The sequence below is a fragment of the Sphingomonas sp. BK069 genome (genome assembly GCF_014193405.1).
Lineage (GTDB): Bacteria > Pseudomonadota > Alphaproteobacteria > Sphingomonadales > Sphingomonadaceae > Sphingomonas.
Window position 1 is genome coordinate 1539664 of sequence record NZ_JACHZH010000001.1, and the last position, 24007, is coordinate 1563670.

Sequence of the window (24007 nt, forward strand, 5' to 3'; positions counted from 1 at the left end):
ACCTATGTCGGACGATCTCATCAAGACGATCTTCGGACGGCTCTCGATCGAGAGCTTCCCGATCCACGAGCCGATCCTGATCGGCACCTTCGCGATGGTGGCGCTTGGCGGCGCCGCGCTGCTGGGTGCGCTGACCTATTTCCGGCTCTGGGGCTATCTCTGGAAAGAGTGGTTCACCAGCGTCGATCACAAGAAGATCGGCATCATGTACATCGTGCTGGCGCTGGTCATGTTCCTGCGCGGCTTCGCCGACGCGCTGATGATGCGCGCGCAGCAGGCGATCGCCTTCGGCGGCAACGAGGGCTTCCTGCCGGCGCACCATTATGACCAGGTGTTCACCGCGCACGGCGTGATCATGATCTTCTTCGTGGCGATGCCGTTCGTCACCGGGCTGATGAACTACGTCGTGCCGTTGCAGATCGGCGCGCGCGACGTCAGCTTCCCCTTCCTGAACAATTTCAGCTTCTGGATGACGGTCAGCGGCGCGGTCATCGTCATGATGAGCCTCTTCGTCGGCGAGTTCGCGCGCACCGGCTGGCTGGCGATGGCGCCGTTGTCGGGGATCGACTATTCGCCCGATGTCGGAGTCGATTACTACGTCTGGGCATTGCAGATCGCGGGCGTCGGCACCTTGCTCTCGGGCGTCAACCTGCTCGCCACCATCATCAAGATGCGCGCGCCGGGCATGGGCCTGATGCAGATGCCGATCTTCACCTGGTCGGCGCTGGTCACCAACGTGCTGATCGTCGCGGCCTTCCCGGTGCTGACCGCGGTGCTGGCGATGCTGAGCCTCGACCGCTACGTCGGCACCAACTTCTTCACCAACACCGGTGGGGGCAACCCCATGATGTACACCAACATGATCTGGATCTGGGGCCACCCGGAGGTGTACATTCTCATCCTCCCCGCGTTCGGTGTCTTCTCGGAGGTGGTCTCCACCTTCTCGGGCAAGCGGCTGTTCGGCTATACGTCGATGGTCTACGCGCTGATCGTCATTTGCATCCTGTCGTACCTGGTGTGGCTGCACCATTTCTTCACGATGGGCTCGGGCGCGAGCGTCAACAGCTTCTTCGGCATCACGACGATGATCATCTCGATCCCGACGGGAGCGAAGATCTTCAACTGGATGTTCACGATGTATCGCGGGCGCATCCGGTTCGAGCTGCCGATGATGTGGGCGGTCGCCTTCATGCTGACCTTCGTGGTCGGCGGTATGACCGGCGTGATGCTGGCGGTTCCCCCGGCCGACTTCCAGTTCCACAACTCGCTCTTCCTGGTGGCGCACTTCCACAACGTGATCATCGGTGGCGTGCTGTTCGGCATGTTCGCGGGCGTGAACTACTGGTGGCCCAAGGCCTTCGGCTTCAAGCTGGACAAGTTCTGGGGGACGATCAGCTTCTGGTGCTGGGTGGTGGGCTTCTGGGTCGCGTTCACGCCGCTGTACGTGCTGGGCCTGATGGGCGTGACGCGTCGCCTGCGCGCCTTCGACGACCCCAGCCTGCAGATCTGGTTCGTGATCGCGGCGATTGGCGCGCTGATCATCGCCGCCGGGATCGGTGCGATGCTGATGCAGTTCTACGTGAGCATCCGCGACCGCGAGAAGCTGCGCGACTTCACCGGCGATCCGTGGAACGGCCGCACGCTGGAATGGGCCACCTCCTCGCCGCCGCCGGCCTATAACTTCGCCTTTTCGCCGGTGATCCACGACCTCGACGCGTGGCACGACATGAAGCAGCGCAAGGCCGAGCGGCCGACCGAGGGCTTCCGCGCGATCCACATGCCCAAGAACACGGGCGCGGGGATCATCCTGGCGGGGCTGTCGACAGTCTTCGGCGTCGCCATGATCTGGTACATTTGGTGGCTCGCCGCGCTCGCCTTCGTCGCGCTGCTCGCCGTCGCGATCGGCCATACCTTCAACTATGACCGCGACTTCCACATCCCCGCGGAGGATGTCGTGAAGAACGAGGACGTGCGCACCCGCGCGCTCCAGAGCGCGGGGATCTGAGACCGATGAGCACGATGACGCAGACCCCGCCCGGCGCGGAGAACCCGGTCTTCTACGACCTGGACGAGCATGAGCACCCGCCGGGCCACAGCACGATGCTGGGCTTCTGGCTCTACCTGATGAGCGACTGCCTCATCTTCGCGATGCTGTTCGCCGCTTATGGCGTGTACGGCGGCAGCTACGCGGGCGGGCCGACCGCGCGCGAGCTGTTCGAGCTGCCGCTGGTGGCGGTGAACACGACGATGCTGCTGCTGTCGTCGATCACCTACGGCTTCGCGATGATCAGCGCGGACGAGCGCAAGCAGGGCGCGGTGCTCGGCTGGCTCGCGGTCACCGCACTGTTCGGCGCGGCCTTCCTCGCGATCGAGCTCTACGAGTTCAGCAACCTGATCCACGAGGGCGCGGGGCCGCAGCGCTCGGCGTTCCTCTCGTCCTTCTTCACCCTGGTGGGGACGCACGGGCTGCACGTCACCTTCGGCCTGATCTGGCTGGGGACGCTGATGGTGCAGGTGTCGCGCCGCGGGCTGGTCGACGCCAACCTGCGCCGGCTGCAGTGCCTCTCGCTGTTCTGGCACTTCCTCGACGTCATCTGGATCGGCGTCTTCACCTTCGTCTATCTGCTGGGAGTGCTACGCTGATGGGCGCCGAGACGCATCACGGCCATGCCGCCGACCACGCGCACGGGCACGGGCATGACGACCCGCACGGCGGCGCCGCGCACGGCTCGCGCAAGGGCTATTGGATCGGCTTCCTGCTCTCGGTGCTGCTCACCGCCCCTGCCTTCGGGCTGGTGATGAGCGGCGTCATCGCCGACCCGCGGGTCACCGCGGGCATCGTGATGGCGCTCGCGATGGTGCAGATCGTCGTCCACATGATCTACTTCCTGCACATGAACACCAAGTCGGAGGCGGGCTGGACGATGATGGCACTGATCTTCACCGTGATCATCGTCGTGATCGTGATCTCGGGCTCGCTCTGGGTGATGTATCACATGAACCTCAACATGATGCCGTCGATGCAGGCGGAGATGTCGAGCGCCGGCATGTGACCCGGCGACACGTCTTCCTGGCGCTGGCGGTGCTCGGCACCGCCCTCCTCGCCGGGCTGGGCGTGTGGCAGGTCGAACGGCGCGCGTGGAAGCTCGCGCTGATCGACCGGGTGGAGCGCCGCCTCGCCGCCGCCCCGGTCGCGGCGCCACCGCGTGCCGAGTGGCAGGGGATCGACGATGACAGCGCGTATCTCCGCGTCCGCGCCACCGGCCGGTGGCGCGCCGCGGCCCCGGTGTTCGTTCAGGCGGTGACCGACTATGGCGGCGGCTATTGGGTGCTCGCCCCGCTCGACACGCCGGGCGGCACGATCCTGATCAACCGCGGCTTCGTCCCGCTCGGCGACCGCGCCGCGATCCGCACGCCGACGGGCGAGGCGAGCGTCACCGGGCTGCTGCGGGTGACCGAACCGGACGGCGCCTTCCTCCGCGACAACGATCCCGTCGCTGATCGCTGGTACTCGCGTGACACGGCGGCGATCGCGCGCGCGCGCCGCCTTGAGAAGGTCGCGCCCTATTTCATCGACGCCGACGCGAGCGGCACGACGGGCTGGCCGCGCGGCGGGCTGACGGTCGTCCGCTTCCGCAACACGCACCTGATCTACGCGCTGACCTGGTTCACGCTGGCGGCGATGATGGCCTATCTCGCGTACCGGATCGCGCGCGCGCCGCGGGACGCGTGAGCGGCTCGGCCCCGTGCTCCTGCGAACGCTGGAGCTCAGTGAAGCGAGCGCCATCCTGCGTGCCTCTGGGTTCCTGGGTCCTCAGGAACACCGCCAGGTGTTTACCCGAGGAAGTTCAGCTCCCATGCGAAACGCGCTAGTCTAACCCCATGCCTCACCTCGCCAACATGCTCGGACCGCTCGCGCGCGGCGGGCCGGGCGGACGCAACGTCCGCCTGCTCGCACTGCTGCGCTGGCTCGCGGTGGCGGGGCAGCTCGCCGCGATCCTGCTCGTCCATTTCGTGGTCGGCGTTCACCTGCCACTGGTGCCGATGCTTGGCGCGCTGGCGGTGCTGGTGGCGCTCAATGTCGCGGTCAACCAGGTGGTCGAGCGCCGCCCGATCACCAACGCCGCGCTGTTCGCCACCTTGCTGGTCGATGTCGCCTGCCTGACGACGCAGCTCTATCTCAGCGGCGGGGTGAGCAACCCGTTCGTCACGCTCTTCCTGCTCCAGGTCGTGATCGCGGCGCTGCTGCTGCGCGGCTGGACGAGCTGGGCGATGGTGGTGATCACCAGCACGCTGTTCGCCTGGCTCGCCTGGGCCGCCCCGCCCTTCCCGCTGCCGCACTTCTGGGCGTCCGAGCTCTCGATTCCCTATGTCGCGGCGAGCTGGTTCAACTTCACGCTCACCGCGACGCTCCTGGCGCTGTTCGTCACCCGCATCGTGCGCAACGTCTCCGAGCATGACGCGCGGCTCGCCGCCTTGCGCCAGCGCGCCGCCGAGGAGGAGCACATCGTCCGCATGGGGCTGCTCGCCAGCGGCGCGGCGCACGAGCTCGGCACACCGCTCAGCTCGATCGCGGTGATGCTGGGCGACTGGCGGCGTGAGCCGGCGATCGCGCGCTCGCCCGCGCTGCTCGCCGACCTCGATGACATGCGCGCCGAGGTGACTCGCTGCAAGGACATCCTCAGCCAGGTACTGCTCGCCTCGGGCGAGGTGCGCGGCAACGCGCCGGTGCGGACCACGCTGCGCACCTTTCTCGCCGGCATCGTCGACTCGTGGAACGAGAGCAAGGGGCCGACCGCGTCCTACGAGCATCTGATGACGAGCGACCCGCGCATCGTCGCGGACAAGGCGCTGGCGCAGACGATCACCAACCTGCTCGACAACGCGGTCGAGGCCGGCGCCAGGACGATCACCTTGTGCGCCTGGTGGGACGGCGACCGGCTGGTGCTGGCGGTACGCGACGACGGCGCCGGCTTCCCGCAGTCGATCCTCGAGGGGCTGGGCAAGCCCTATCTCAGCACCAAGGCGCGGCGCGGCGCCGGGCTGGGCCTGTTCCTGGCCGTCAACGTGCTGCGAACACTCGGCGGCACGGTATCGGCGCGCGTGCGCGAGCACGGTGGCAGCGAGGTGACGCTGACGCTGCCCCTCGCCGCAATCTCGATCCCGGAGGAGACATCATGAGCGCGCGCCGCCTGCTGATCATCGAGGACGATGCGGTGTTCGCGCGCACGTTAGCGCGCTCGTTCGAGCGACGCGGCTATCAGGTGCGCGCGATCACCGACCCGGAGGAGCTCGACACCGCCACGGCGGAGCTGAGGCCGGACCATGCGGTGGTCGACCTGCGGCTCGGCAGCGCCTCCGGGCTGACCTGCGTCGAGCGGCTGCACGCGATCGATCCGGCGATGCGGATCGTGGTGCTCACCGGCTTCGCCAGCATCGCCACCGCGGTGGAGGCGGTGAAGCTGGGGGCGACCAATTACCTGTCCAAGCCGGCCAACTCGGACGATATCGAGGCGGCCTTCCAGGCCTCGGGCGAGGGTGACGCCTCGGTCGAGCTGGTCGCGCATCCCACCTCGCTGCGCACGCTCGAGTGGGAGCATATTCACCAGACGCTGGCGGACTGCGGCTTCAACGTCTCCGAGGCGGCGCGGCGGCTCGGCATGCACCGGCGCACCCTGGCGCGGAAGCTGGGCAAGCGCCATCTCTAGGGTCGGAAAGAGAAAATCCTGTCTCCCGTCATCCCGGGTCAGGCCCGGGGTGACAAGAGTGGGGCGAGAGACTGGTCGCAGTCGTCGCCGTGGCGGCGCCTACGCCCCGAACCGCACCTTCGCGCCCGCGTAGAAGTAGCGTCCCAGCGATGAGATTGGCTGATCGATCGAGTCGACCGACGGCCGCTGGTTCGCCAGATTGTTGACGCCGACGTAGAAACCGACGCCCTCGTCCGGCGCGACCTGCACCTGCACGTCGTGCTGCCACAGCTCCTTGTAGCGCAGCAGCGCGGCGGGGGCGTAGTCGGGATTGTTGTCGGTGGTCAGCTTGGCGAAGCGGCGGGTCGCGTCGAACCAGCGCAGGTTGTAGCTCAGCGTCACCTCGCCCAGCGACCAGGTCGGCGAGAAGACGAAATTGTACTTGGGGCGGTTGAACTGATCGACCTGATCCTCGACCTGTGCACCCGGCGTCGCAATCTGCTCGAGCTTGTTGAGATAGCTGCCGACGAAGCGGATGTCGAACGTCCCCGCCGAGGCGGTGCGCAGCACGTAGCTGATGTTGAGGTCGAGCCCGGCGGTGGCGTAGCGCGCCACGTTCTGCGGCTGCACCGTATAGCCGTTGATGTATCCGGTGCCCTGCCGGCGCCGGATCGCGGCGCAATAGACGTTGTCGAGCGTCGGCTGGTCGACGCAGAGGTTCGCAATCGTATTGGCGTCGGCGATGCTGATCGCGTCGTCCAGGCGAATGTCGTACCAGTCGGCCGAGATCGTCAGCCCGGGCAGGAAGCGCGGGCGCAGCACCGTGCCCGCGGTCCAGGTGCGCGCGGTCTCCTCCTTCAGCCCCGGGTTGCCACTGCGCGAGCCATTGATCAGCACCGCGGCGTCGGGGTTGTTCGCCGCGGTGAAGGCCGCCGGATCGGCGCCGAGCCCGTTGATCAAGGTCGCGCAATTGGCCGCACGGCTCGACGTTCCGGCGTTGCGGTTCTCGACGTAGCATGGGTCGGAGAAGAAGTTGGTGGCCGGCCCGACCGGCGCGAACAGCTCGCCGATGTTGGGCGCGCGCACCGCCTGGCTGTAGCTGCCGCGGAAGCTGATGTCGCGCACCGGCGCCCAGACGCCGTTGAACTGATAGGCCTTGGTGCTCCCGATCGTGGAATAGTCGGAATAGCGGCCCGCCGCCCCGACCGAGAGCGTCTCGAAGAAGGGCCGGTCGCGCAGCAGCGGCACGTCGATCTCGCCGAACACCTCCCATACGTCGAAGGCGCCGCGCGATGGCGAGATCACGAAGGTCGGGTCGAACTTGTTGCCCTCGTCATATTGGTACCATTGCTCCCCGGTAAGGAAGCTGTTGGGATCGAAGCGGCTGGTCTCGCGGCGGTATTCGCTGCCCAGCGCGAACTTCACCGGCCCGCCCGGCAGCGCGAACAGCGCGCCGAAGTCGCCCGTCAGCGCCGCGCTCGCGACCGACTGGGTGACGCGCGCGCTGCTGACATTGTTGTTGGTGGCCCAGGCCAGTGCCGCCGGATCGGTGACGTTGACCCCGAAGGTGTTGATCGGGAGACAGCCGCTGTTCGGCCCCGGCGTGAAGCTGACCGTGGGCACCTGCACCGCGGCGGGGTTGAGGTTGGAGCGGCACGTCGGGCGACCGGTGGAGGGATCGGTCACCACGTCGAGTCCGGCGTAATAGCGGTCCTCCCAACGGTCGTTGAGCTTGGTGATCCGCACGTCGGTCTGGCCGTAGGTGTAGGACACATCGTAGCGCGCGTGGTCGCTCACCGCGCCGGTGGCCGCGATCACGCCGCGCCACGTGCGCCGGCGATCACTCTCGCCCAGCCGCGGGAAATCGGTGTTGTTGCGGTTGGACGAGATCACGCGCTGCGCGTTGGCCAGCGCGGCATCGCGCAGATTGATCGGCAGGTAAGGGTTATCGAGCGTGAAATCGCCAGTGTAATTGCCCGTGAAGCCGCCGAAGGTGGTGGCGGTCGACTGGACGAACTTGCCCTCGAGGCTGAGCTGGAACGCGTCCGAGAAATCGTAATGGGTCAGCAGGTTGACCGCGTGGCGCTCGGTCTTGGGCAGCAGGTCGCCGACATAGCCAGCGACCGAGGTGGCGCTGCCGCCGCTGGCGAAGCCGCCCCCCGCGTCGGTCCCGGGATCGTAGAGCGAGCCGTCGCCGTTGTAGAGCGTGCCGCCGATGTCGATCACGCCCGCGGGCGAGCCGCCGGGATAGCGCAGGTCGCCCGCCAGCACCTGCTGATAGGTGCCCGAGCCCGGCCCGGCGTAAGCGGGGTTCGACACCGTGTAGAGTCGGTTCCGGCGGCGCAGGACGGAGCGGTCGTCGTTCTGGAGCGGGTCGTCGGCGTTATACTCGTAATATGCGGTGACGTTGCCGCGTCCGCCCCCGAAGTTCTTGCCCGCCATCAGCGAGGCGAAGCGGTTGCCGGCGTCGCCCTGCTCCGAGATGCCGAACTGGGTGCGGCCCGCGACGCCGTCGAAGTCACGCTTGAGGATGAAGTTGACCACGCCCGACACGCCGTCGGCGCCGTACACCGCCGAGGCGCCGCCGGTGAGCACGTCGACGCGCTCGATCAGGTCGGTCGGCAGTGAATTGATGTCAACCGCCGCGCTATCGATCTGCCCCGAGACGTGGCGCCGCCCGTTGACCAGCACGAGCGTCCGCGCCGAGCCGAGCCCGCGCAGGCTGAGCAGGTTGAGCCCCGCCGCGCCGTACAGCTGGTTGTCGGGCCGGTTCGGGCCGGCGCTGTCGGCATTGTCGAGCGAGGTGGTCAACGCCGGCACGCGCTGGAGGAAGGTGGTGACGTTGGTGTTGCCCGACTGGTGGATGCGCTGGCTGTCGAACGAGACAATCGGGTTGGGCGCCTCGAAGTCGGGGCGTGCGATGCGCGACCCGGTGACGACGATGTCCTCGTCGGAGCCCGTGCCGGATGTGTCGGGAGCGGCGTCGGCGGGTGCCGCCGCCTGCGCCCAGGCCGGCACCGCGGAGACACAGGCGAGTGCGCCCGCGAGCAACAGGGCTCGCGACGAGAGCTGAGACGGCATCCTGTTTCCCCTTCGGATCGTGCCGGCCCCTGCACGCCGGCTTCTTCTTTCCCGCAACAACGTCTTCCCTTCTAAAAAGTTTCTAATTGTTAACAACCTGGCGCAACCGGATCTTGCGCAAGGTGTTGATGTGACGTGACATACGGGGGGAAGCTCGCGCGTGCCGCGGGTTGGTCCCGGCGCTCGGTGGTCGCGGCGCTCTCGATGGCCGCGGCGGGTGGCTGCGCCGCGCGGCGCTCTCCCGATACGATCAGCCTCTGGGCGATGAGCTACGAGGGCGATTACTCGCCGATGCTCATGCCCGGCTTCACGCGCGCGACCGGGGTTCCGGTCGAGGTACAGACGCTGCCCTGGACCGCGGCGCACGAGAAGCTGCTCACCGCCCAGGCCGGCGATTCGCTGCCCGACGTGTTCATGTTGCCGGACGGCTGGGTCGGCGAGTTCGCCCTGATCGGTGCTCTGGCGCCCGTCACCGACCCCGCGCTGCTCACCGGCTTGTTCCCGGGCGTGAGCGCGGCCACCGGACCGGATGGTCGGCCCTATGCGGTGCCCTGGTCTGTCGCCCCGCAGGTGCAATATTACCGCCGCGACCTGCTGGAGCGCGCCGGCTATGCCGCGCCGCCCGAGGACTGGGATTCGTGGCGCCGCATGGGGCAGCGGCTCAAGGCGCGGGCACCCGACGACTATGCCTTCCTGATGCTGCTCAACTGGTGGGACTCGCTCTTCACCTTCGCCGGTCAGACCGGCGCCAACCCGCTGCGCGAGCGCGACACGCGCGGCAACTTCCGCGATCCGCGCTTCCGCGACGCGCTCGCCTTCTACGTGTCGCTGTTCCGCGAGCGGCTCGCCCCGCCGGCATTGTCGACCGAGGTGCAGGATCCTGTCGCCGCCTTCGCGCAGGGCTATTTCGCGGTCTATCCGTACGGCCCGACCCTGACGCTCGACCTGCACCGCCGCGCCGCCGAGATCCCGGCCGCGCTGTGGAGCACCGCGCGCATGCCCGGCCCTCAGGGTCCGGGGCGAGTCTCCGGGATCGCGGCGAGCCTGTGCGTGTCGGCGCGTTCGCGCCGGCCGGCCGCCGCCTGGGCATTGGTTCGCCACCTCACCTCGCCCGCAAGCGAGCTGACCTACCAGCGGCTGATCGGCACCCTGCCCGCGCGCGCCGCCGCGTGGGCTACCCCGCAGCTGCGCCAACCCGCGCTCGCCGCCTTCGCCGAGCAGATGCGCGCTCCGACGCGCGAGCCGATGATCGTCGAGTGGGAGCGGATCCGCATCGAGGTGCAGCTGATCGCCGAGCGGGTCGTACGCGGCCAGCTCGGCATCGACGCGGCGCTCGTCGCGATGGACGATCGCGTCGACCGCCTGCTCGCCAAGCGCCGCGCGCTGGTCGAAGCGGGACGGCTGACATGACGCGACAGGAGCGCACCGCCTGGGGCTTCGTGCTGCCGGTGCTCGCGATCATCCTGTTCGTCTTCGCGCTGCCGACCTTGCTCGCGCTGGCGCTGAGCGTCACCGATTACTCGATCTACGCGCTCGCCGACTGGGGCGCGTTGCGCTTCGTCGGGCTCGGCAACTTCACCGGCTTGCTGACCACGCCGCTGTTCTGGCGCGCGCTCGGCAACACGGCGCTGTTCGCGCTGCTCGGCGTTCCCATGGCGATCGGCACCTCGTTGGCGGCAGCGCTGCTTCTCCACGATGCCAGCGTGCGCTGGAAGCCGCTGTGGCGTGTGCTGCTGTTCGCGCCTTATGTCACCAGCGTGGTGGCGACCGCGGTGGTGTGGCGCTTCCTGCTCAACACGCGCTTCGGCCTGCTCAACCGCGCGCTCGGCTGGATCGGCGTGCCGCCGGTCGACTGGCTTGGCGACCCGCACGCCTCGATCCCCGCCATCCTGCTATTCGTCACGTGGAAGATCTTCGGCTACAACATGATCGTCTTCACCGCGGCGCTGTCGGCGGTGCCGCACGACCTGATGGAGGCGGCGCGGCTCGACGGGGCCTCTCGTTGGACACGCTTCCGCCACGTCACCTTGCCCGCGATCGGACCGACCTTGCTGCTCGCCGCGGTGATGAGCGTCGCGGGCTTCCTCCAGATCTTCGCGGAGCCCTATGTCATGACGCTGGGCGGCCCGGCACAGAGCACGACCACGGTGCTATATTTCATGTTCGACGAGGGCTTCAAATGGTGGAACCTCGGACAGGCCTCGGCGGTGGCGTTCATTCTCTTCCTGATGATCCTCGCGCTCACCTTCGCGCAGGCGCGGATCGGGCGGCGCTACGAGTGGCTGTGACCCGCCGCCGCTGGCGTGCGATCGCCGCCAACGCCGCGGTCGCGGCGGCGACGCTGCTCACCGCCGCCCCGCTGGTGTGGATGGTGCTCGTCTCGTTCATGCCGCGCGGCGAGTCGAGCCGCTTCCCGCCGCGGCTGTGGCCGTCGCGCTGGTCGTGGGAGAATTACCACGAGCTGCTCGCGCGCCGGCTGATCGACGGCGCGTGGTTCGACTATCGCATCGTGCCCGCGCTGTGGAACAGCCTCGCCGTGGCGGGACTGTCGACGCTGCTGGGGCTGCTGCTGACCGTGCCTGCCGGCTACGCCTTCGCCAAGCTGCGCTTCCGCGGTCGCGAGCGACTGCTCCAGCTGCTGGTCGGCGCGCTCGTGGTGCCGGGGCAAGTAGCGATGCTGCCGCTGTTCCTGATCTTCAAGGAACTCGGGCTGGTGAACAGCTACGCCGGGGTGATCCTCCCTTCGCTGGCGGGCATCTTCGCGATCCTGTTCGTACGCCAGGCGGCGCTATCGATCCCCGACGAGATGCTCGACGCGGCGCGGCTCGACGGCGCCAGCGAGCGGCGCATCTTCGCGCAGATCGTGCTGCCGCTGCTCGCCCCGATCACGGTGACGCTCGCGCTGTTCATGTTCCTGGGCAGCTGGAACGACTTCCTGTGGCCGCTGATCGTGCTGGCCGACCAACATGTCTACACGCTGCCGGTCGCGGTCGCAGCGATCTCGCGCGAACATGCCGCCGACGGCGAGCTGATGATGGCGGCGGCGGTGGTGACGACGCTGCCGGTGCTGATCCTCTTCGTGCCGCTCCAGCGCTACTATATCAGCGGACTACTCGGCGGCAGCATCAAGGGCTAAGGCGGGGCGCGGATAGGCGCGGCCGTCGCGGTCGAACAGATGCGCCGCCTCGGGAGCGACCGCGAAGCGCAGCCGCTCGCCCAAGGTCACGGCCCGGTCGCCAGGGAGCTGCGCCACCACCGACGGATGATCGCCGATCGTGCCGAGATGCGCGAAGGAGAGCGGGCCGAGCCGCTCGAACAACTCGACCGCGCCGGTGAAGGCGCCGTCGTCGGCGGGGTGAAGGTTCTCGGGGCGCACGCCGAGCGTCGCTGCTTGGCCGACCGCGGCGGACGGGACCGCGACCGCGACTCGTAGATCGGCGCCGTCGGCCAGCCGCACCGTCGCGCCGTCGTGCTCGGCCGCGGCGATCGTCACCGCGAGCAGGTTCATCCCCGGCGAACCGATCGCGGCGGCTACCTCCAGCGTCGCGGGCTCGGCGTAGAGCGCGAGCGGCGGGGCGACCTGCTCGACCCGCCCCGCGCTCATCACGACGATGCGGTTGGCGAGCGTCATCGCCTCGAGCTGGTCGTGGGTGACATAGATCATCGTACTGCCGAGCTGCTGGTGCAGGCGGGCGAACTCGTGCCGCATCTTCACGCGCAGCGCAGAGTCGAGATTGGAGAGCGGCTCGTCGAGCAGCAGCACCTTGGGACGACGAACGATCGCGCGCGCGATCGAGACGCGCTGGCGCTGCCCGCCGGACAACGCCTTGGGCCGGCGCGCGAGCAGCGGCATCAGGTCGAGCGCCTCGGCCACCTCCTCGACGCGTTGGCGCACCTCAGCCTTGCCGAGCCGCGCGACCTTCAGCGGGAAGGCGATGTTCTCGTAGACGGTGAGATGCGCGTAGAGCGCGTAGGACTGGAACACCATCGCGAGCTCGCGATCGGCCGGCGCGGCGTCGGTAACGTCGCGGCCGCCGATCAGCACACGGCCAGCGCTCGGCTCCTCCAGCCCGGCAATGAGGCGGAGCAGCGTCGACTTGCCGCAACCCGAGGGGCCGACGATCACCACGAACTCGCCGTCGGCGATGTGGAGATCGGTGGGTCGGAGCACGTCGCTGGCGCCGAAGCGCTTCGCTAGCCCCTGGATGTCGACGCTGGCCACGATGCGGAGTGTCGCTGGTTAACGGAGCGGTGACAAGGGGTGGCGTCCTTCGGTCCTCCCCGCTCGCGGGGGAGGGGGACCAGCCGCAGGCTGGTGGAGGGGGGCTTCCGCGAGCGCTGCGCTGTAGGGAGAGCCCCCTCCACCACTCGCTTCGCGAGCGGTCCCCCTCCCCGTGCCGGGGAGGATTTCAGATTCAGTATAGCGCGCCGGAACGACGGTTGACGCCGTAAGCGCCCACCTCACAGCCGCCGATGTTTGCCGCCATAGCGCTGGCCGATGTAGTTGCCGATCCGTGCCATCTCGTGCGCCGCCGCGGTCGTCGCCTCGGCGCAGCATGGCATCGGATCACGCTCGGCCTGCGCCGCGCGGACCGCGACGCGCTCGCACAAGGTCTCGATGTCGGCGCGCGACAGCAGGTTCTTCTCGCGCATCAGGCACAGCAGCGACTGAAGGATGACGATGCTCTCGTCACCAGCGCGCTCGTTCGAAAGCATCGCCCTCTCCTCATCTATTTGAGAGGAGAGTACGCCGAAACGCCCCGATGGCAAGCAAACGTTTGCGCCTCAGCGCAGCCCCCCGCCCAGCGAGCGGTACAGCTCCACCAGATTGCTCGCGCGGCTCAGCCGCGTGGTCACCAGCTGCTGCTGCGCCGAATACGCGGTACGCTGCGCGTCGAGTGAGGTCAGGAACGAGTCCACGCCCGCGCGGTAGCGCGCGTCGGACAGTCGCGCCGCGACCGAGGCGGCTTCGGCCCGGGCGGTCTGCGCGGAAACCTGCTCGCCGATCGTGCCGCGCTGCGCCAGCGCGTCGGCCACCTCGCGGAAGGAGGTCTGGATCGCGCGCTCGTAGGTCGCGACCGCCGCCTGCTGCGACGCCTTGGCATAGTCGAGATTGCCCGCGTTGCGGCCGCCGTCGAACAACGGCAGGCCGACCGAGGGCGAGCCGGTGTAGGTGAAGCTGCCCCCACCGAAGAGGCCGGACAGCGCGCTCGAGATCGTCCCGATGGTCGCGGTCAGCGAGATGCGGGGGAAGAAGGCCGCGCGCGCCGCGCCGATGTTGGCGTTCTGCGCGATCAGCTGGTGCTCGGCCTGGAGCACGTCGGGGCGGCGCAGGAGCACTTCCGACGAGACGTCGCCGGGCAGCGCATCGCGCGTAAGCGGCGTGTCGTCGAGCCCGGTCGGCAGCTGCTCGGCGGGCACGGTGGTGCCGACCAGCAGGTTGAGCGCGTTCTGGTCCTGCGCCACGCGCGTGGTGAGCGCGGCGATGTCGTTGCGCGCGGCCTGATAGTTGGTCTCGGCCTGACGCGCTTCCAGCTCGGAGGCGACCCCGATGCGGAACTGCGCGCTGGTGAGCCGCACCGTCTCCTCGAAGGTCTTGAGCGTCTCGCGGCTGAGCCTCAGCTGCTCCTGGTCCGAGGCGAGCGTGAGCCACGCCGTCGCGATCTCGGCGATCAGGCTGATGCGGGTGGAGCGCTGCGCCTCTTCCGAGGCGAAATACTGTTCCAGCGCGGCACGATTGAGGTTGCGCACGCGCCCGAACAGGTCGAGCTCGAACGCCGAGAAGCCGGCGTTGACCGAGAAGAACTCGACGTTCGACGAGGTGCTGCCGACCCCCGCGCCGGCGCCTACCCCGGTCCCGCCGCCGGTGCCGCCACCCACGCCACTGCCGGTGCCCGTCCCAGTGCCGGTGCCCGTTCCCGTGCCCGCTCCCGCGCCGGCAGCAGCGCCGGCCGCCCCGGCCGCGCCGAAGATGTTGTTGGTGAACGTGCCCGATCCCGAGATCGTCGTGCTCGGCACCAGGTCGGCGCGCTGGACTCGATATTGCGCCCTTGCCTGGAGCACGTTGGCCGCCGCGACACGCAGGTCGCGGTTGTTCGCTAGCCCGGTCTCGATCACCCCGCGCAATCGGGGATCGAGGAAGAAGTCGCGCCAGCCGATCTGGCTGACGTCGGCGGCGTCACTCGCCGCGGCAGGGTACACCCCGCCCTGCGGCAGCGCGGCGGGAACCGCGCCGCCGGGGCGCTCATACTTAGGCGCCAGGTTGCAGCCGGCGAGCGCGCTGGACAGGGCCAGCGCGGTGAGGATCGCGGAACGAGTCACGTCAGGCTCCCTCGGGGCGCGGTGCCCCGGGATGATGGTCGAGGGCGGCGTCGTCCGCCCGGTGGTCGGCGTCTTCGGTCCGGTCGGGCGTCGCGGCGTGGCCGCTGTGCCCGAACAGCCGCAGCACGACGACGAAGAACATCGGCACGAAGAAGATCGCCAGCACCGTCGCGGACAACATGCCGCCCACCACCGCGCGACCGATCGCGTTCTGGCCGCCCGCGCCCGCGCCGGTCGACACCGCCAGCGGCATCACGCCGAACACGAAGGCGAGACTGGTCATCAGGATCGGCCGGAGGCGCAGCTTGGCCGCCTCCACCGCCGCCTCGAAGGAGTTCATCCCCTCCGCCATCCGCTCCTCGGCGAACTCGACGATCAGGATCGCGTTCTTGGCGGACACGCCGATCGTGGTGATCAGGCCGACCTGGAGGTAGATGTCCTTGTTCAGTCCGGTCAGCCACGCCGCGAGCACCGCGCCGATGATGCCGAGCGGCACCACCAGCAGCACCGAGATCGGCACCGACCAGCTCTCGTACAGCGCGGCGAGGCAGAGGAAGACGATCAGCAGCGACAGGCCGTAGAGTGCCGGCGCCTGCCCGCCCGACAGCCGCTCCTCGTAGGAGAGGCCGGTCCATTCCAGCGTCGTGCCCGGGGGCAGCTTGGCGTGGATCTCCTGCAACGCCTCCATCGCGGCACCGGTGCTCTGCCCCGGTCCTGGCGAGCCCTGCAGCTGCATCGCCGGCTGCCCGTTGTAGCGGGTCAACGAGACGGGCGCGTTGGCCCATTCCAGCGTCGAGAAGGCGGTGAACGGCGCCATCTGCCCGTTCGCACCGCGGACGTACAGCTCGCCGACGTCCTCGGGCGCCATGCGGTACGGGCCATCGTTCTGGACGTACACGCGCTTCACGCGACCGCGGTCGATGAAGTCGTTGATATAGCCGCCGCCCCAGGCGGTCGCGATGGTGCTGTTAACGTCGGCGAGGTCGAGCCCGAGCGCGCGCGCCTTGTCCTCGTCGATCTTCACCTTGAGCTGCGGCGCGTCCTCCAGGCTCAGCGGGCGTACCTGCGCCAGCCGCGGGTCCTGCGACGCCATGCCGAGCATCATGTTGCGGATCTGCGTCAGCTTCTCGTGCCCGACCCCGCCGGTATCGACCAGCTGGACGTCGAAGCCCGTGGCGTTGCCGAGCTCCTGCACCGCGGGCGGGATCAGCGCGAAGATCAGCCCGTCCTTATACTGCGAGAACGACCCCATCGCGCGCCCGACGATTGCCTGGGCGCGATTGTCGCCGCCCGAGCGATCCTCCCACGGCTTCAGGTTGACGAACACCAGGCCGGTGTTCTGGCCCTGGCCGGCAAAGCTGAAGCCGTTGATGGTGAAGACACCCTGGACGTTCTTGGCCTCCTGCTTGAGGAAGTGGTCGCGGGTCAGCGCCAGCCCCTTCTCGGTGCGCGCACTGCTCGCGCCCGCCGGGCCCTGCACCAGCGCGAGCACGAAGCCCTGGTCCTCGTCGGGCAGGAAGCCCGAGGGCAGCCGGATGAAGACGAGCGCCATGCCCGCGACGATCAGCAGATAGACCAGCAGCGAGCGCTTCCAGTGGCGCGCGGTGCTCTTCACCCCGCCCTCGTAGCGATGCTGCGCGCGGTCGAAGTTGCGATTGAACCAGCGGAAGAAACGCGCCAGCGGCCCGTTGCCCTCCTGCTTGTCGGGATCGTGCGGCTTCAGGATCGTCGCGCACAGCGCGGGCGTGAGGATCAGCGCGACGAGCACCGAGAGCACCATCGCCGAGACGATCGTGATCGAGAACTGGCGGTAGATCACGCCGGTCGAGCCGCCGAAGAAGGCCATCGGCAGGAACACCGCCGAGAGCACCATGCCGATGCCGACCAGCGCGCTGCTGATCTCGTCCATCGACTTGCGCGCGGCTTCCTTCGGGGAAAGATGCTCGGTGACGATCAGGCGCTCGACGTTCTCGACCACGACGATCGCGTCGTCGACGAGCAGGCCGATCGCCAGCACCATGCCGAACAGCGTCAGCGTGTTGATCGTGAAGCCCGCCAGCGCCATCACCGCAAAGGTGCCGAGCAGGACCACCGGCACCGCGATCGTCGGGATCAGCGTCGCGCGCCAGTTCTGCAGGAACAGGAACATGACGAGGAAGACGAGCACCACCGCCTCGATCAGCGTGTGGATCACCTGCTCCACCGACAGCCGCACGAACGGCGTAATGTCGTAGGGGTAGATCACCTTCACGTCGGCGGGCAGCGTCTTGCCGATCTCGGCGACACGCGCCTTGAGCAGGTCGACGGTGTCGAGCGCGTTCGCGCCTGCCGCCAGCCGGACACCGAAGCCTGACGCCGGCTTGCCGTTATACTGCACGTCGAAGCCGTAATTCTCGGCGCCGATCTCGACCCGCGCGACGTCGCGCAGCCGCACCACCGAGCCGTCGGTGCCAGTCTTGAGCCGGATGTTGCCGAACTGCTCAGGCGTCTGGAGCCGCGACTGCACCGAGACGGTCGCGTTGAGCATCTGCTCCTTGGGCGCGGGCTGCGCGCCGATCTGGCCGGCGGAGACCTGCGCGTTCTGTGCCTGCACCGCGGCGGTGACGTCGGCGACGGTCAGCGCGTAATTGTTGAGCTTGAGTGGATCGAGCCAGATGCGCATCGCATATTGCGAGCCGAACACCTGGAGCTCGCCGACGCCGTTGATGCGGCTGACCGGGTCCTGGAACTTGGACACGACCATGTCGGCGAGGTCGTTGTTGCTGTGCGACCCGTCGGTGGAGACGAGGCCGACGACGGCGAGGAAGCTCGCCGCCGACTTCGTCACCTGGATACCCTGGCGCTGGACCTCCTGCGGCAGCAGCGGGGTCGCCGCCTGCAGCTTGTTCTGGACCTGCACCTGCGCGATGTCGGGATCGGTACCCTGCTCGAAGGTCAGCGTGATCGTGACCACGCCCGCCGAGGAGGAGGAGGACGAGAAATAGCGCAGATTGTCGATGCCGCGCAGCTGCTGCTCGACGATCTGGGTGGTGGTGCGCTCGAGCGTCTCGGCGTCGGCGCCCGGATAGTTGGCGGTGATCGCGACCGCGGGGGGCGCGATCTCGGGGAATTGCGCGATCGGCAAGCTGCGGATCGCGATGATCCCCGCCAGCATCAGCGCCAAGGCGATGACCCACGCGAAGATGGGCCGGTCGATGAAGAAGCGCGACATGCGAGGTTACTTTCCCTGGGCCTGCTGGCCCTGCGGCTGCTGCCCCTGTGCCGGACCCGCACCTGGCTGCGCCGGGGCAGCGTTCGGATTGTACGGCACGGCCTTCACCGGCATGCCGGGGCGCAGCATCATCGCGCCCTCCACCACCACCTTGTCACCCGGCTTGAGGCCGGCGGTGACCAGCCAGTTCTCGCCGATCGTGCGCGGCGCGGTGAGCGCCCGCGGCTGGAGCTTGCCGTCGGGGCCGACGACCAGCACGCTCGGATTGCCCTTCTCGTCGCGCGTCACAGCGCGCTGCGGCACCAGCAAGGCGTTGGCCTGCGTGCCCTCGACCAGCTCGGCGCGGACGTACATACCCGGCAGCAGCAGCCCGCGCGGGTTGGGGAAGAGCGCGCGGATCGTCTGCGTACCCGTGTTGGGATCGACGCTGACGTCGGCGAACTGGAGTTTGCCCTCGATCGAATAGACCGAGCCGTCCTCGAGTCGCAGCTGGACGCGCGCGGCGCCACCGCCGCGCGACAGAGCGCCGGCGGCGATCTGCTGGCGCAGTCGCAGCAGGTCACCGCTCGACTGGCTGACGTCGACGTAGATCGGGTCGAGCCGTTGGATCGTCGTCAGCGCGGTGGTCTGGCCCGAGCTGACGAGCGCGCCGGTGGTGACGATCGAGCGCCCGATCCGCCCCGAGATCGGTGCGCGGATCGTGGTGCGCGCCAGATCGATCTGCGCGGTCCGCAATGCCGCCTGCTGCGCGGCGACGTCGGCGCGCGCCTGCTCGGCGGACGTCACCGCATTCTCGAAGTCCTGCCGCGCGATGGCGTTGATCTTGACGAGCTCGCCATAGCGACGTTGCAACGCCGCGCTCGACGCGATCGCGGCGCGCGCGCGCGCCAGCGCCGCACGGGCGTTGGCGACCTGCGCCTGATAGGGCTGCGGGTCGACGCGGTAGAGCGCCTGCCCCTTCTTGACTTGATCGCCCTCGGTGAACAGCCGCGCTGTGACGAGGCCGTTGACCTGCGGGCGCACCTCGGACGTCTCGTACGCGCTGGTACGGCCGGGCAGCACCGTCGTCAGTGTGACCGATTCGGGCTGCACCGTGACCACGCCGACCTGCGGCGGGCCGGCCTGCCCCTGCTGCTCGGCACCGCCCTTGGCCGCACCCTGCTCGTTCCCGCCGCCGCTGCACGCAGCCAGCGGAACCATCACCAGCGCCGCGAGCGCCAACCCCTGTTTTGCCATGGACTTCTCGTCGAATGTGTGTGAGTGATCACTCACTCACGAATGCTGCTACTGCGAAGAGAGCAGATCGTCAAGACGGGTAAGAAGATGACGTCAGATGGTTATGCGGTGCCCGAGCCGCGGGATCGCAGCACCAAGGCCAACGCGCGGCGCGCAAAAATAGTTCAGGCCGCGCGGGAACTTTTCGCCGAGAACGGCTTCCACGCCACCGGCATGGCACGTATCTCGGAACGCTCGGGCGTGCTGGTCGGCCAGATCTACCGCGACTTCGCCAACAAGGAGGCGATCGTCGCCGAGCTGGCGGAGCAGGACCTCGCCGAGTTCCTCGGGGGCGACGAATTGTGCTGCGGCGGCTGCGTGCCCGATCGCGCCGCGGTGCGTCTCTGGGTCGAGCGCTTCATCACCTGCGCCGACATGCCGGACGAGCGACTCGTCTCGGAGATCATCGCCGAGACCACTCGCAATCCGCGCCTGGCCGCCATCTTCCGCTCGGTCGACGAGCGGCTGCGCGAGCGACTGATCCAGGCACTGAGCGCGATCGTGCCGCAGGCGAGCGCGGCCGAGCCGCTGCGCTGCCTCGCCGAGTCGATCCTCGTCGTGTCGGCGGGAATCTTCCAGCGCCGGGTGGTGAAGAAGCAGGAGACGCCGCCCGCGGTGATGGCGCTGCTGATGGACTTCGTCGAGCGCGAGATCGACCGACTCGCCGCGCAGGGCTGACCGGCGACTACGACCCCGAGGCAGTTGCGGCGAGGCGCGGCCCGCGGCTAAATGTCCGAGCAATTTCAGGGGGGTTTGCGTTTGTTGCCGAAGCCGACCAAGCTCGCGGACCTGGCGGCGCTCGCGGGCGTGTCGACCGCCACCGTGTCGCGCGCGCTGTCGGGCCACCCGTCGGTCAGCAAGGCGACTCAGGCGCGCATCCAAGCGCTGGCGCGCGAGCACGACGTCCGCCCCAACCAGATGGCGCGCAACCTGCGGCTGCGCAGCACCGGCGCGATCGGGCTGGCGATGCCGCTGGGGCACGCACGCACGCAGCACTTGACCGACCCCTTCTTCCTCTCGCTGCTCGGCTACATCGCCGACCTGCTGGTCGACCGCGGCTATGACGTGCTGCTCTCGCGCGTGCTGCCCGAGAACGGCGACTGGCTCGACCGGCTGGTCGACGCCGGGCGGGTCGACGGCCTGCTGCTCGTCGGTCAGTCCGACCAATATGAGACGATTGAGCGCGTCGCCTCCCGCTATGCGCCGCTCGTCGCCTGGGGCGTCCACCGCGAGGGGCAGCGTCACCTCGCCATCGGCTCGGACAATGTCGCGGGCGGGCGGCTGGCGGCGGAGCATCTGCTCGAGCGCGGGCGTCGCCGGCTGCTCTTCGTCGGCGACCCCGCCCCACCCGAGTTCGCCGACCGATGGGCCGGCTTCGCCGCGGCCGCGCGCGCCGCCGGGGTGCGCGCCGAGGTCCTCGCCACCGCGATGGACCCCGATCGAGTCCATGCGGCGATGCGGACCCGGCTCGCGGTCGGCACCTTGCCCGACGCGATCTTCGCGGCCTCGGACGTCGCTGCGATGAGCGTGCTCCGCGCGGTGAGCGAGGCCGGGCTCGACGTGCCCCGCGAGGTGGCGGTGATCGGCTACGACGACGTTACGCTCGCCGCCCATACCTCGCCCCCGCTGACGACGATCCGCCAGGACCTCGCGCGCGGCGCGGCGCTGATGGTCGACCGCCTGCTCGCGCGAGTGGCGGGCGAGCCGGCGGAGCACGCGGTGATCGCACCCGAGTTGGTGGTGCGCGCCTCGACCTGAGCGGATGCGGTCGCGCATCGACGCTACCAGACTTAGCGGCCTAGCGAACTTCCCCAGCCGAACCCGAACGCAATCGTTTGCAGAAATATCTTGCAATCGATTGCAGGTGAGCGCATCAGCCGCTTAGCCGGTCGCGGAGACGACCGTTTACCCGCTGGGGAGGATATCATGATCGCGCGTTATCGCCTGCTCGCCGGGGTGCCGGCGCTGTTGCTCGCCGCCGCCGCCCAGGCGCAGACCGCCGCTCCCGCCGCCGAGACGATGGCTGACCAGACCACCGACACGCCTGCACTCGCCGACGACATCGTCGTCACCGGCGTCGCGCAGGGGCGCAATCGGCTCGACACCTCGGTATCGGTCAGCTCGCTCGATGCCGACCTCACCAGCAAGATCCCGCCGCGCAACACCGCCGAGATTCTGCGCAACCTGCCTGGCGTGCGCGTCGAGGCCTCTGGTGGCGAGGGCAACGCCAATATCGCGGTGCGCGGCCTGCCGGTCGCCTCCGGCGGTTCCAAGTTCCTCCAGCTCCAGGAGGACGGCCTGCCCGTCCTCGAGTTCGGCGACATCATCTTCGGCAACGCCGATATCTTCATCCGCAACGACCTGTCGCTCGCGCGCATCGAGTCGGTGCGCGGCGGTTCGGCCTCCACCTTCGCCAGCAACTCGCCCGGCGGCATCATCAACTTCATCTCGAAGACGGGCGAGCAGGAAGGCGGCTCGTTCCAGCTCTCGTCCGGCATCGACTATCGCGAGTATCGCGCCGACTTCGCCTATGGCGGCCGGATCGACGCCAACACGCGCTACGAGCTGAGCGGCTTCTACCGGCTCGGCGATGGCCCGCGCGACGTCGGCTATGACGCGATGCGTGGCGGCCAGATCAAGGCCAACATTACCCGCGAGTTCGACGGCGGCTATGTCCGTCTCTATGGCAAGTATCTCGACGATCGCAGCATCGCCTATCTGCCCAACCCGGTGCGCGTGAGTGGAAGCGGCAGCGACCCGAGCTATAGCAACGTGCCCGAATTCTCGATCAATCAGGACACGCTGCACAGCCGCTACATCGGCTCGGTGCTGACGCTCGACGGTGACAACAATCCCGTGCGCCGGAGCATCGGCGACGGCATGCACCCGGACGTCAAGTCGGTCGGATTCGAGGGCCAGTTCGCGATCGCGGACGGCTGGAACGTCACCGAGCGGTTCCGCTACTCGGACATTTCGGGCGACTTCGTCTCGCCCTTCCCCGCCGCGGTGGGCGACGCGCAGACCGCCGCCAACGCGCTCGCCGGCCCTAACGCGCAGCTCTATTACGCCAGCGGCCCGCTCTCCGGGCAGCGCATCGCCAGCCCGGCGACGCTCGGTGGCAACGGCCTGCTCGCCAGCGTGGTGCTGTTCGACGTCGACCTGAAGAGCCTCAACAACATCACCAACGACCTGCGCATCAACGGCAAGGTCGATCTCGGCGGCGGCGCGGTGACGCTGGCGGCGGGTATCTACAACTCGCGCCAGGACATCGTCACCGACTGGCTGTGGACCAGCTTCTACCAGACCGTGCAGGGCGACGGCCGCTCGGTGCTGGTCGACGTGCGCGACTCGACCGGTGTCGCGCGCACCGCGGGCGGCACGCTCTACTCCGCCTCCTTCTTCGGCAATTGCTGCCGCCGCAGCTACGACATGCGCTACACCACCAACGCGCCGTTCGCGCAGCTCGGGTTCGAACTCGGCCGGCTCAACGTCGACGGGTCGCTGCGCTACGATTTCGGCAGCGCCGAGGGCAGCATCGCGGGCGACCTGCCCGGCGCGACCACGACGCGCGCGCAGGACATCGACGGCGATGGCTTCCTCTCCTCCGCCGAGCAGGCGGTAGCGTTCATCCCCGCCAACCGCTCGCCGGTCGACTATACCTACCGCTATCTCTCCTACTCGGCCGGCATCAACTATCGGCTGAGCGACACGCTGGCGGCGTTCGCGCGCTACAGCCGCGGCGGCCGCGTCAACGCCGACCGGCTGCTGTTCGGCCCGCTGATCGACACCACCACGGGCGGGCTGGTCGCGGGTGCCAAGCCGTACGACTTCGTCAAGCAGGCTGAGGGCGGGCTGAAGTTCTCGACCGGGCCGCTGGCGCTCTACGCCACCGTGTTCAACGCGCGCACGCAGGAGACCAATTACCTGCTGTCGCAGCAGCAGTTCACCAGCCGCGACTATGAGGCGACCGGCGTCGAGCTGGAGGGCCGCTTCCGCGCCGGCCCCTTCTCGCTGACCGCGGCGGGCACCTATACCGACGCCAAGATCAAGCGCGACGCCACCGACGCGACGCTCGACGGCAACCGCCCGCAGCGCCAGGCCGCGTTCGTCTATCAGGCGACGCCGCAGTTCGACTTCGGGCGGGTGAGCTTCGGCGCGAACGTGATCGGCACCACTTCCAGCTACACACAGCCGATCAACGACCTGAAGATGCCGGCCTACACCCAGGTCAACGGCTTCCTGCTGGTGCGCGCGGCCGAGAACGTCAGCTTCAACCTGAATGCCAACAACATCTTCGACGTGAAGGGCGTCACCGAGGCGGAGGACGCCAGCATTCCCGCCAACGGGCTGGTGCGCGCGCGCTCGATCAACGGGCGCACCATCGCCGCCTCGGTGCGCTTCGATTTCTGACGCGCGCCAGCGTGGCGACGAC

The 24007-nt window shown here is 68.7% G+C and carries 18 protein-coding genes; 12 read left to right on the forward strand and 6 right to left on the reverse strand.

Annotated features, from left to right (window positions below):
* The first annotated feature begins 4 nt into the window (after window positions 1-4).
* From cyoB to FHY02_RS07460, 6 genes are all read left to right on the forward strand, one after another.
* The gene (cyoB, locus tag FHY02_RS07435) at window positions 5-2005 is read left to right on the forward strand and encodes a cytochrome o ubiquinol oxidase subunit I (protein ID WP_183921148.1); all 2001 of its coding nucleotides are present in this window, start codon (window positions 5-7) and stop codon (window positions 2003-2005) included.
* A gap of 5 nt (window positions 2006-2010) precedes the next feature.
* On the forward strand, window positions 2011-2643 hold the full coding sequence (gene cyoC, locus FHY02_RS07440; protein ID WP_183921149.1) for a cytochrome o ubiquinol oxidase subunit III: 633 nt from the start codon (window positions 2011-2013) through the stop codon (window positions 2641-2643).
* Window positions 2643-3053 carry a cytochrome o ubiquinol oxidase subunit IV gene (gene cyoD / locus FHY02_RS07445; RefSeq protein WP_183921150.1) on the forward strand — a complete coding sequence of 137 codons (411 nt, stop codon included), beginning with the start codon at window positions 2643-2645 and terminating at the stop codon, window positions 3051-3053. Before cyoC ends, cyoD begins: the two co-directional genes overlap by 1 nt.
* Window positions 3050-3733: an SURF1 family protein gene (locus FHY02_RS07450; protein ID WP_183921151.1), complete on the forward strand. Its 684-nt coding sequence runs from the start codon at window positions 3050-3052 to the stop codon at window positions 3731-3733. Before cyoD ends, FHY02_RS07450 begins: the two co-directional genes overlap by 4 nt.
* A 167-nt stretch (window positions 3734-3900) precedes the next feature.
* A complete protein-coding gene (locus FHY02_RS07455) occupies window positions 3901-5181 on the forward strand; it encodes an ATP-binding protein (protein ID WP_183921152.1) in 1281 nt (426 codons plus the stop codon).
* On the forward strand, window positions 5178-5708 hold the full coding sequence (locus FHY02_RS07460; RefSeq protein WP_183921153.1) for a response regulator transcription factor: 531 nt from the start codon (window positions 5178-5180) through the stop codon (window positions 5706-5708). The genes FHY02_RS07455 and FHY02_RS07460 overlap by 4 nt, the downstream gene beginning before the upstream one ends.
* A gap of 99 nt (window positions 5709-5807) precedes the next feature.
* On the opposite strand, the gene FHY02_RS07465 is transcribed toward FHY02_RS07460, so the two are convergent.
* Window positions 5808-8768, reverse strand: a complete 2961-nt coding sequence (locus tag FHY02_RS07465; protein WP_183921154.1) for a TonB-dependent siderophore receptor — start codon at window positions 8766-8768, stop codon at window positions 5808-5810.
* A 135-nt stretch (window positions 8769-8903) separates the two neighbouring features.
* On the opposite strand from FHY02_RS07465, the gene FHY02_RS07470 reads away from it, so the two are divergent.
* The 3 genes from FHY02_RS07470 to FHY02_RS07480 are packed head-to-tail and all read left to right on the forward strand — an operon-like array spanning window position 8904 to window position 11904.
* Window positions 8904-10178 (forward strand): extracellular solute-binding protein, encoded by a 1275-nt coding sequence (locus FHY02_RS07470; protein WP_183921155.1) that lies wholly within the window; start codon window positions 8904-8906, stop codon window positions 10176-10178.
* Window positions 10175-11056 (forward strand): carbohydrate ABC transporter permease, encoded by an 882-nt coding sequence (locus FHY02_RS07475; RefSeq protein WP_183921156.1) that lies wholly within the window; start codon window positions 10175-10177, stop codon window positions 11054-11056. The genes FHY02_RS07470 and FHY02_RS07475 overlap by 4 nt, the downstream gene beginning before the upstream one ends.
* Entirely contained in the window at window positions 11053-11904 is an 852-nt protein-coding gene (locus tag FHY02_RS07480; protein WP_311731790.1) for a carbohydrate ABC transporter permease, read from the forward strand. The genes FHY02_RS07475 and FHY02_RS07480 overlap by 4 nt, the downstream gene beginning before the upstream one ends.
* On the opposite strand, the gene FHY02_RS23285 is transcribed toward FHY02_RS07480, so the two are convergent.
* From FHY02_RS23285 to FHY02_RS07505, 5 genes are all read right to left on the reverse strand, one after another.
* Window positions 11878-12990: an ABC transporter ATP-binding protein gene (locus tag FHY02_RS23285; RefSeq protein WP_183921157.1), complete on the reverse strand. Its 1113-nt coding sequence runs from the start codon at window positions 12988-12990 to the stop codon at window positions 11878-11880. The genes FHY02_RS07480 and FHY02_RS23285 overlap by 27 nt on opposite strands.
* A 239-nt stretch (window positions 12991-13229) precedes the next feature.
* Entirely contained in the window at window positions 13230-13484 is a 255-nt protein-coding gene (locus FHY02_RS07490) for a hypothetical protein (protein ID WP_183921158.1), read from the reverse strand.
* 69 nt (window positions 13485-13553) lie between these two features.
* Window positions 13554-15089, reverse strand: a complete 1536-nt coding sequence (locus tag FHY02_RS07495; protein WP_311721268.1) for an efflux transporter outer membrane subunit — start codon at window positions 15087-15089, stop codon at window positions 13554-13556.
* A gap of 1 nt (window position 15090) precedes the next feature.
* Complete coding sequence (locus FHY02_RS07500; RefSeq protein WP_183921159.1) at window positions 15091-18300, reverse strand: efflux RND transporter permease subunit; 3210 nt, start codon at window positions 18298-18300, stop codon at window positions 15091-15093.
* A 6-nt stretch (window positions 18301-18306) separates the two neighbouring features.
* A complete protein-coding gene (locus FHY02_RS07505; protein ID WP_183921160.1) occupies window positions 18307-19536 on the reverse strand; it encodes an efflux RND transporter periplasmic adaptor subunit in 1230 nt (409 codons plus the stop codon).
* Window positions 19537-19578: 42 nt separating this feature from the next.
* On the opposite strand from FHY02_RS07505, the gene FHY02_RS07510 reads away from it, so the two are divergent.
* The 3 genes from FHY02_RS07510 to FHY02_RS07520 all read left to right on the forward strand — a co-directional run bounded on the left by FHY02_RS07510 (window position 19579) and on the right by FHY02_RS07520 (window position 23985).
* Window positions 19579-20253 (forward strand): TetR/AcrR family transcriptional regulator, encoded by a 675-nt coding sequence (locus tag FHY02_RS07510; RefSeq protein WP_183921161.1) that lies wholly within the window; start codon window positions 19579-19581, stop codon window positions 20251-20253.
* A gap of 84 nt (window positions 20254-20337) precedes the next feature.
* On the forward strand, window positions 20338-21333 hold the full coding sequence (locus FHY02_RS07515) for a LacI family DNA-binding transcriptional regulator (RefSeq protein ID WP_260158593.1): 996 nt from the start codon (window positions 20338-20340) through the stop codon (window positions 21331-21333).
* Window positions 21334-21501: 168 nt separating this feature from the next.
* Window positions 21502-23985: a TonB-dependent receptor domain-containing protein gene (locus FHY02_RS07520; protein WP_183921163.1), complete on the forward strand. Its 2484-nt coding sequence runs from the start codon at window positions 21502-21504 to the stop codon at window positions 23983-23985.
* Window positions 23986-24007: the final 22 nt, after the last annotated feature.

What these genes read in the sequence shown, in the direction of transcription:
- cyoB (WP_183921148.1), top strand. Translation starts at nt 5, where the DNA reads ATGTCGGACGATCTCATCAAGACGATCTTCGGACGGCTCTCGATCGAG.
- cyoC (WP_183921149.1), top strand. Translation starts at nt 2,011, where the DNA reads ATGAGCACGATGACGCAGACCCCGCCCGGCGCGGAGAACCCGGTCTTC.
- cyoD (WP_183921150.1), top strand. Translation starts at nt 2,643, where the DNA reads ATGGGCGCCGAGACGCATCACGGCCATGCCGCCGACCACGCGCACGGG.
- FHY02_RS07455 (WP_183921152.1), top strand. Translation starts at nt 3,901, where the DNA reads ATGCTCGGACCGCTCGCGCGCGGCGGGCCGGGCGGACGCAACGTCCGC.
- FHY02_RS07460 (WP_183921153.1), top strand. Translation starts at nt 5,178, where the DNA reads ATGAGCGCGCGCCGCCTGCTGATCATCGAGGACGATGCGGTGTTCGCG.
- FHY02_RS07465 (WP_183921154.1), bottom strand. Translation starts at nt 8,768, where the DNA reads ATGCCGTCTCAGCTCTCGTCGCGAGCCCTGTTGCTCGCGGGCGCACTC.
- FHY02_RS07475 (WP_183921156.1), top strand. Translation starts at nt 10,175, where the DNA reads ATGACGCGACAGGAGCGCACCGCCTGGGGCTTCGTGCTGCCGGTGCTC.
- FHY02_RS07490 (WP_183921158.1), bottom strand. Translation starts at nt 13,484, where the DNA reads ATGCTTTCGAACGAGCGCGCTGGTGACGAGAGCATCGTCATCCTTCAG.
- FHY02_RS07500 (WP_183921159.1), bottom strand. Translation starts at nt 18,300, where the DNA reads ATGTCGCGCTTCTTCATCGACCGGCCCATCTTCGCGTGGGTCATCGCC.
- FHY02_RS07505 (WP_183921160.1), bottom strand. Translation starts at nt 19,536, where the DNA reads ATGGCAAAACAGGGGTTGGCGCTCGCGGCGCTGGTGATGGTTCCGCTG.
- FHY02_RS07510 (WP_183921161.1), top strand. Translation starts at nt 19,579, where the DNA reads ATGCTGCTACTGCGAAGAGAGCAGATCGTCAAGACGGGTAAGAAGATG.
- FHY02_RS07520 (WP_183921163.1), top strand. Translation starts at nt 21,502, where the DNA reads ATGATCGCGCGTTATCGCCTGCTCGCCGGGGTGCCGGCGCTGTTGCTC.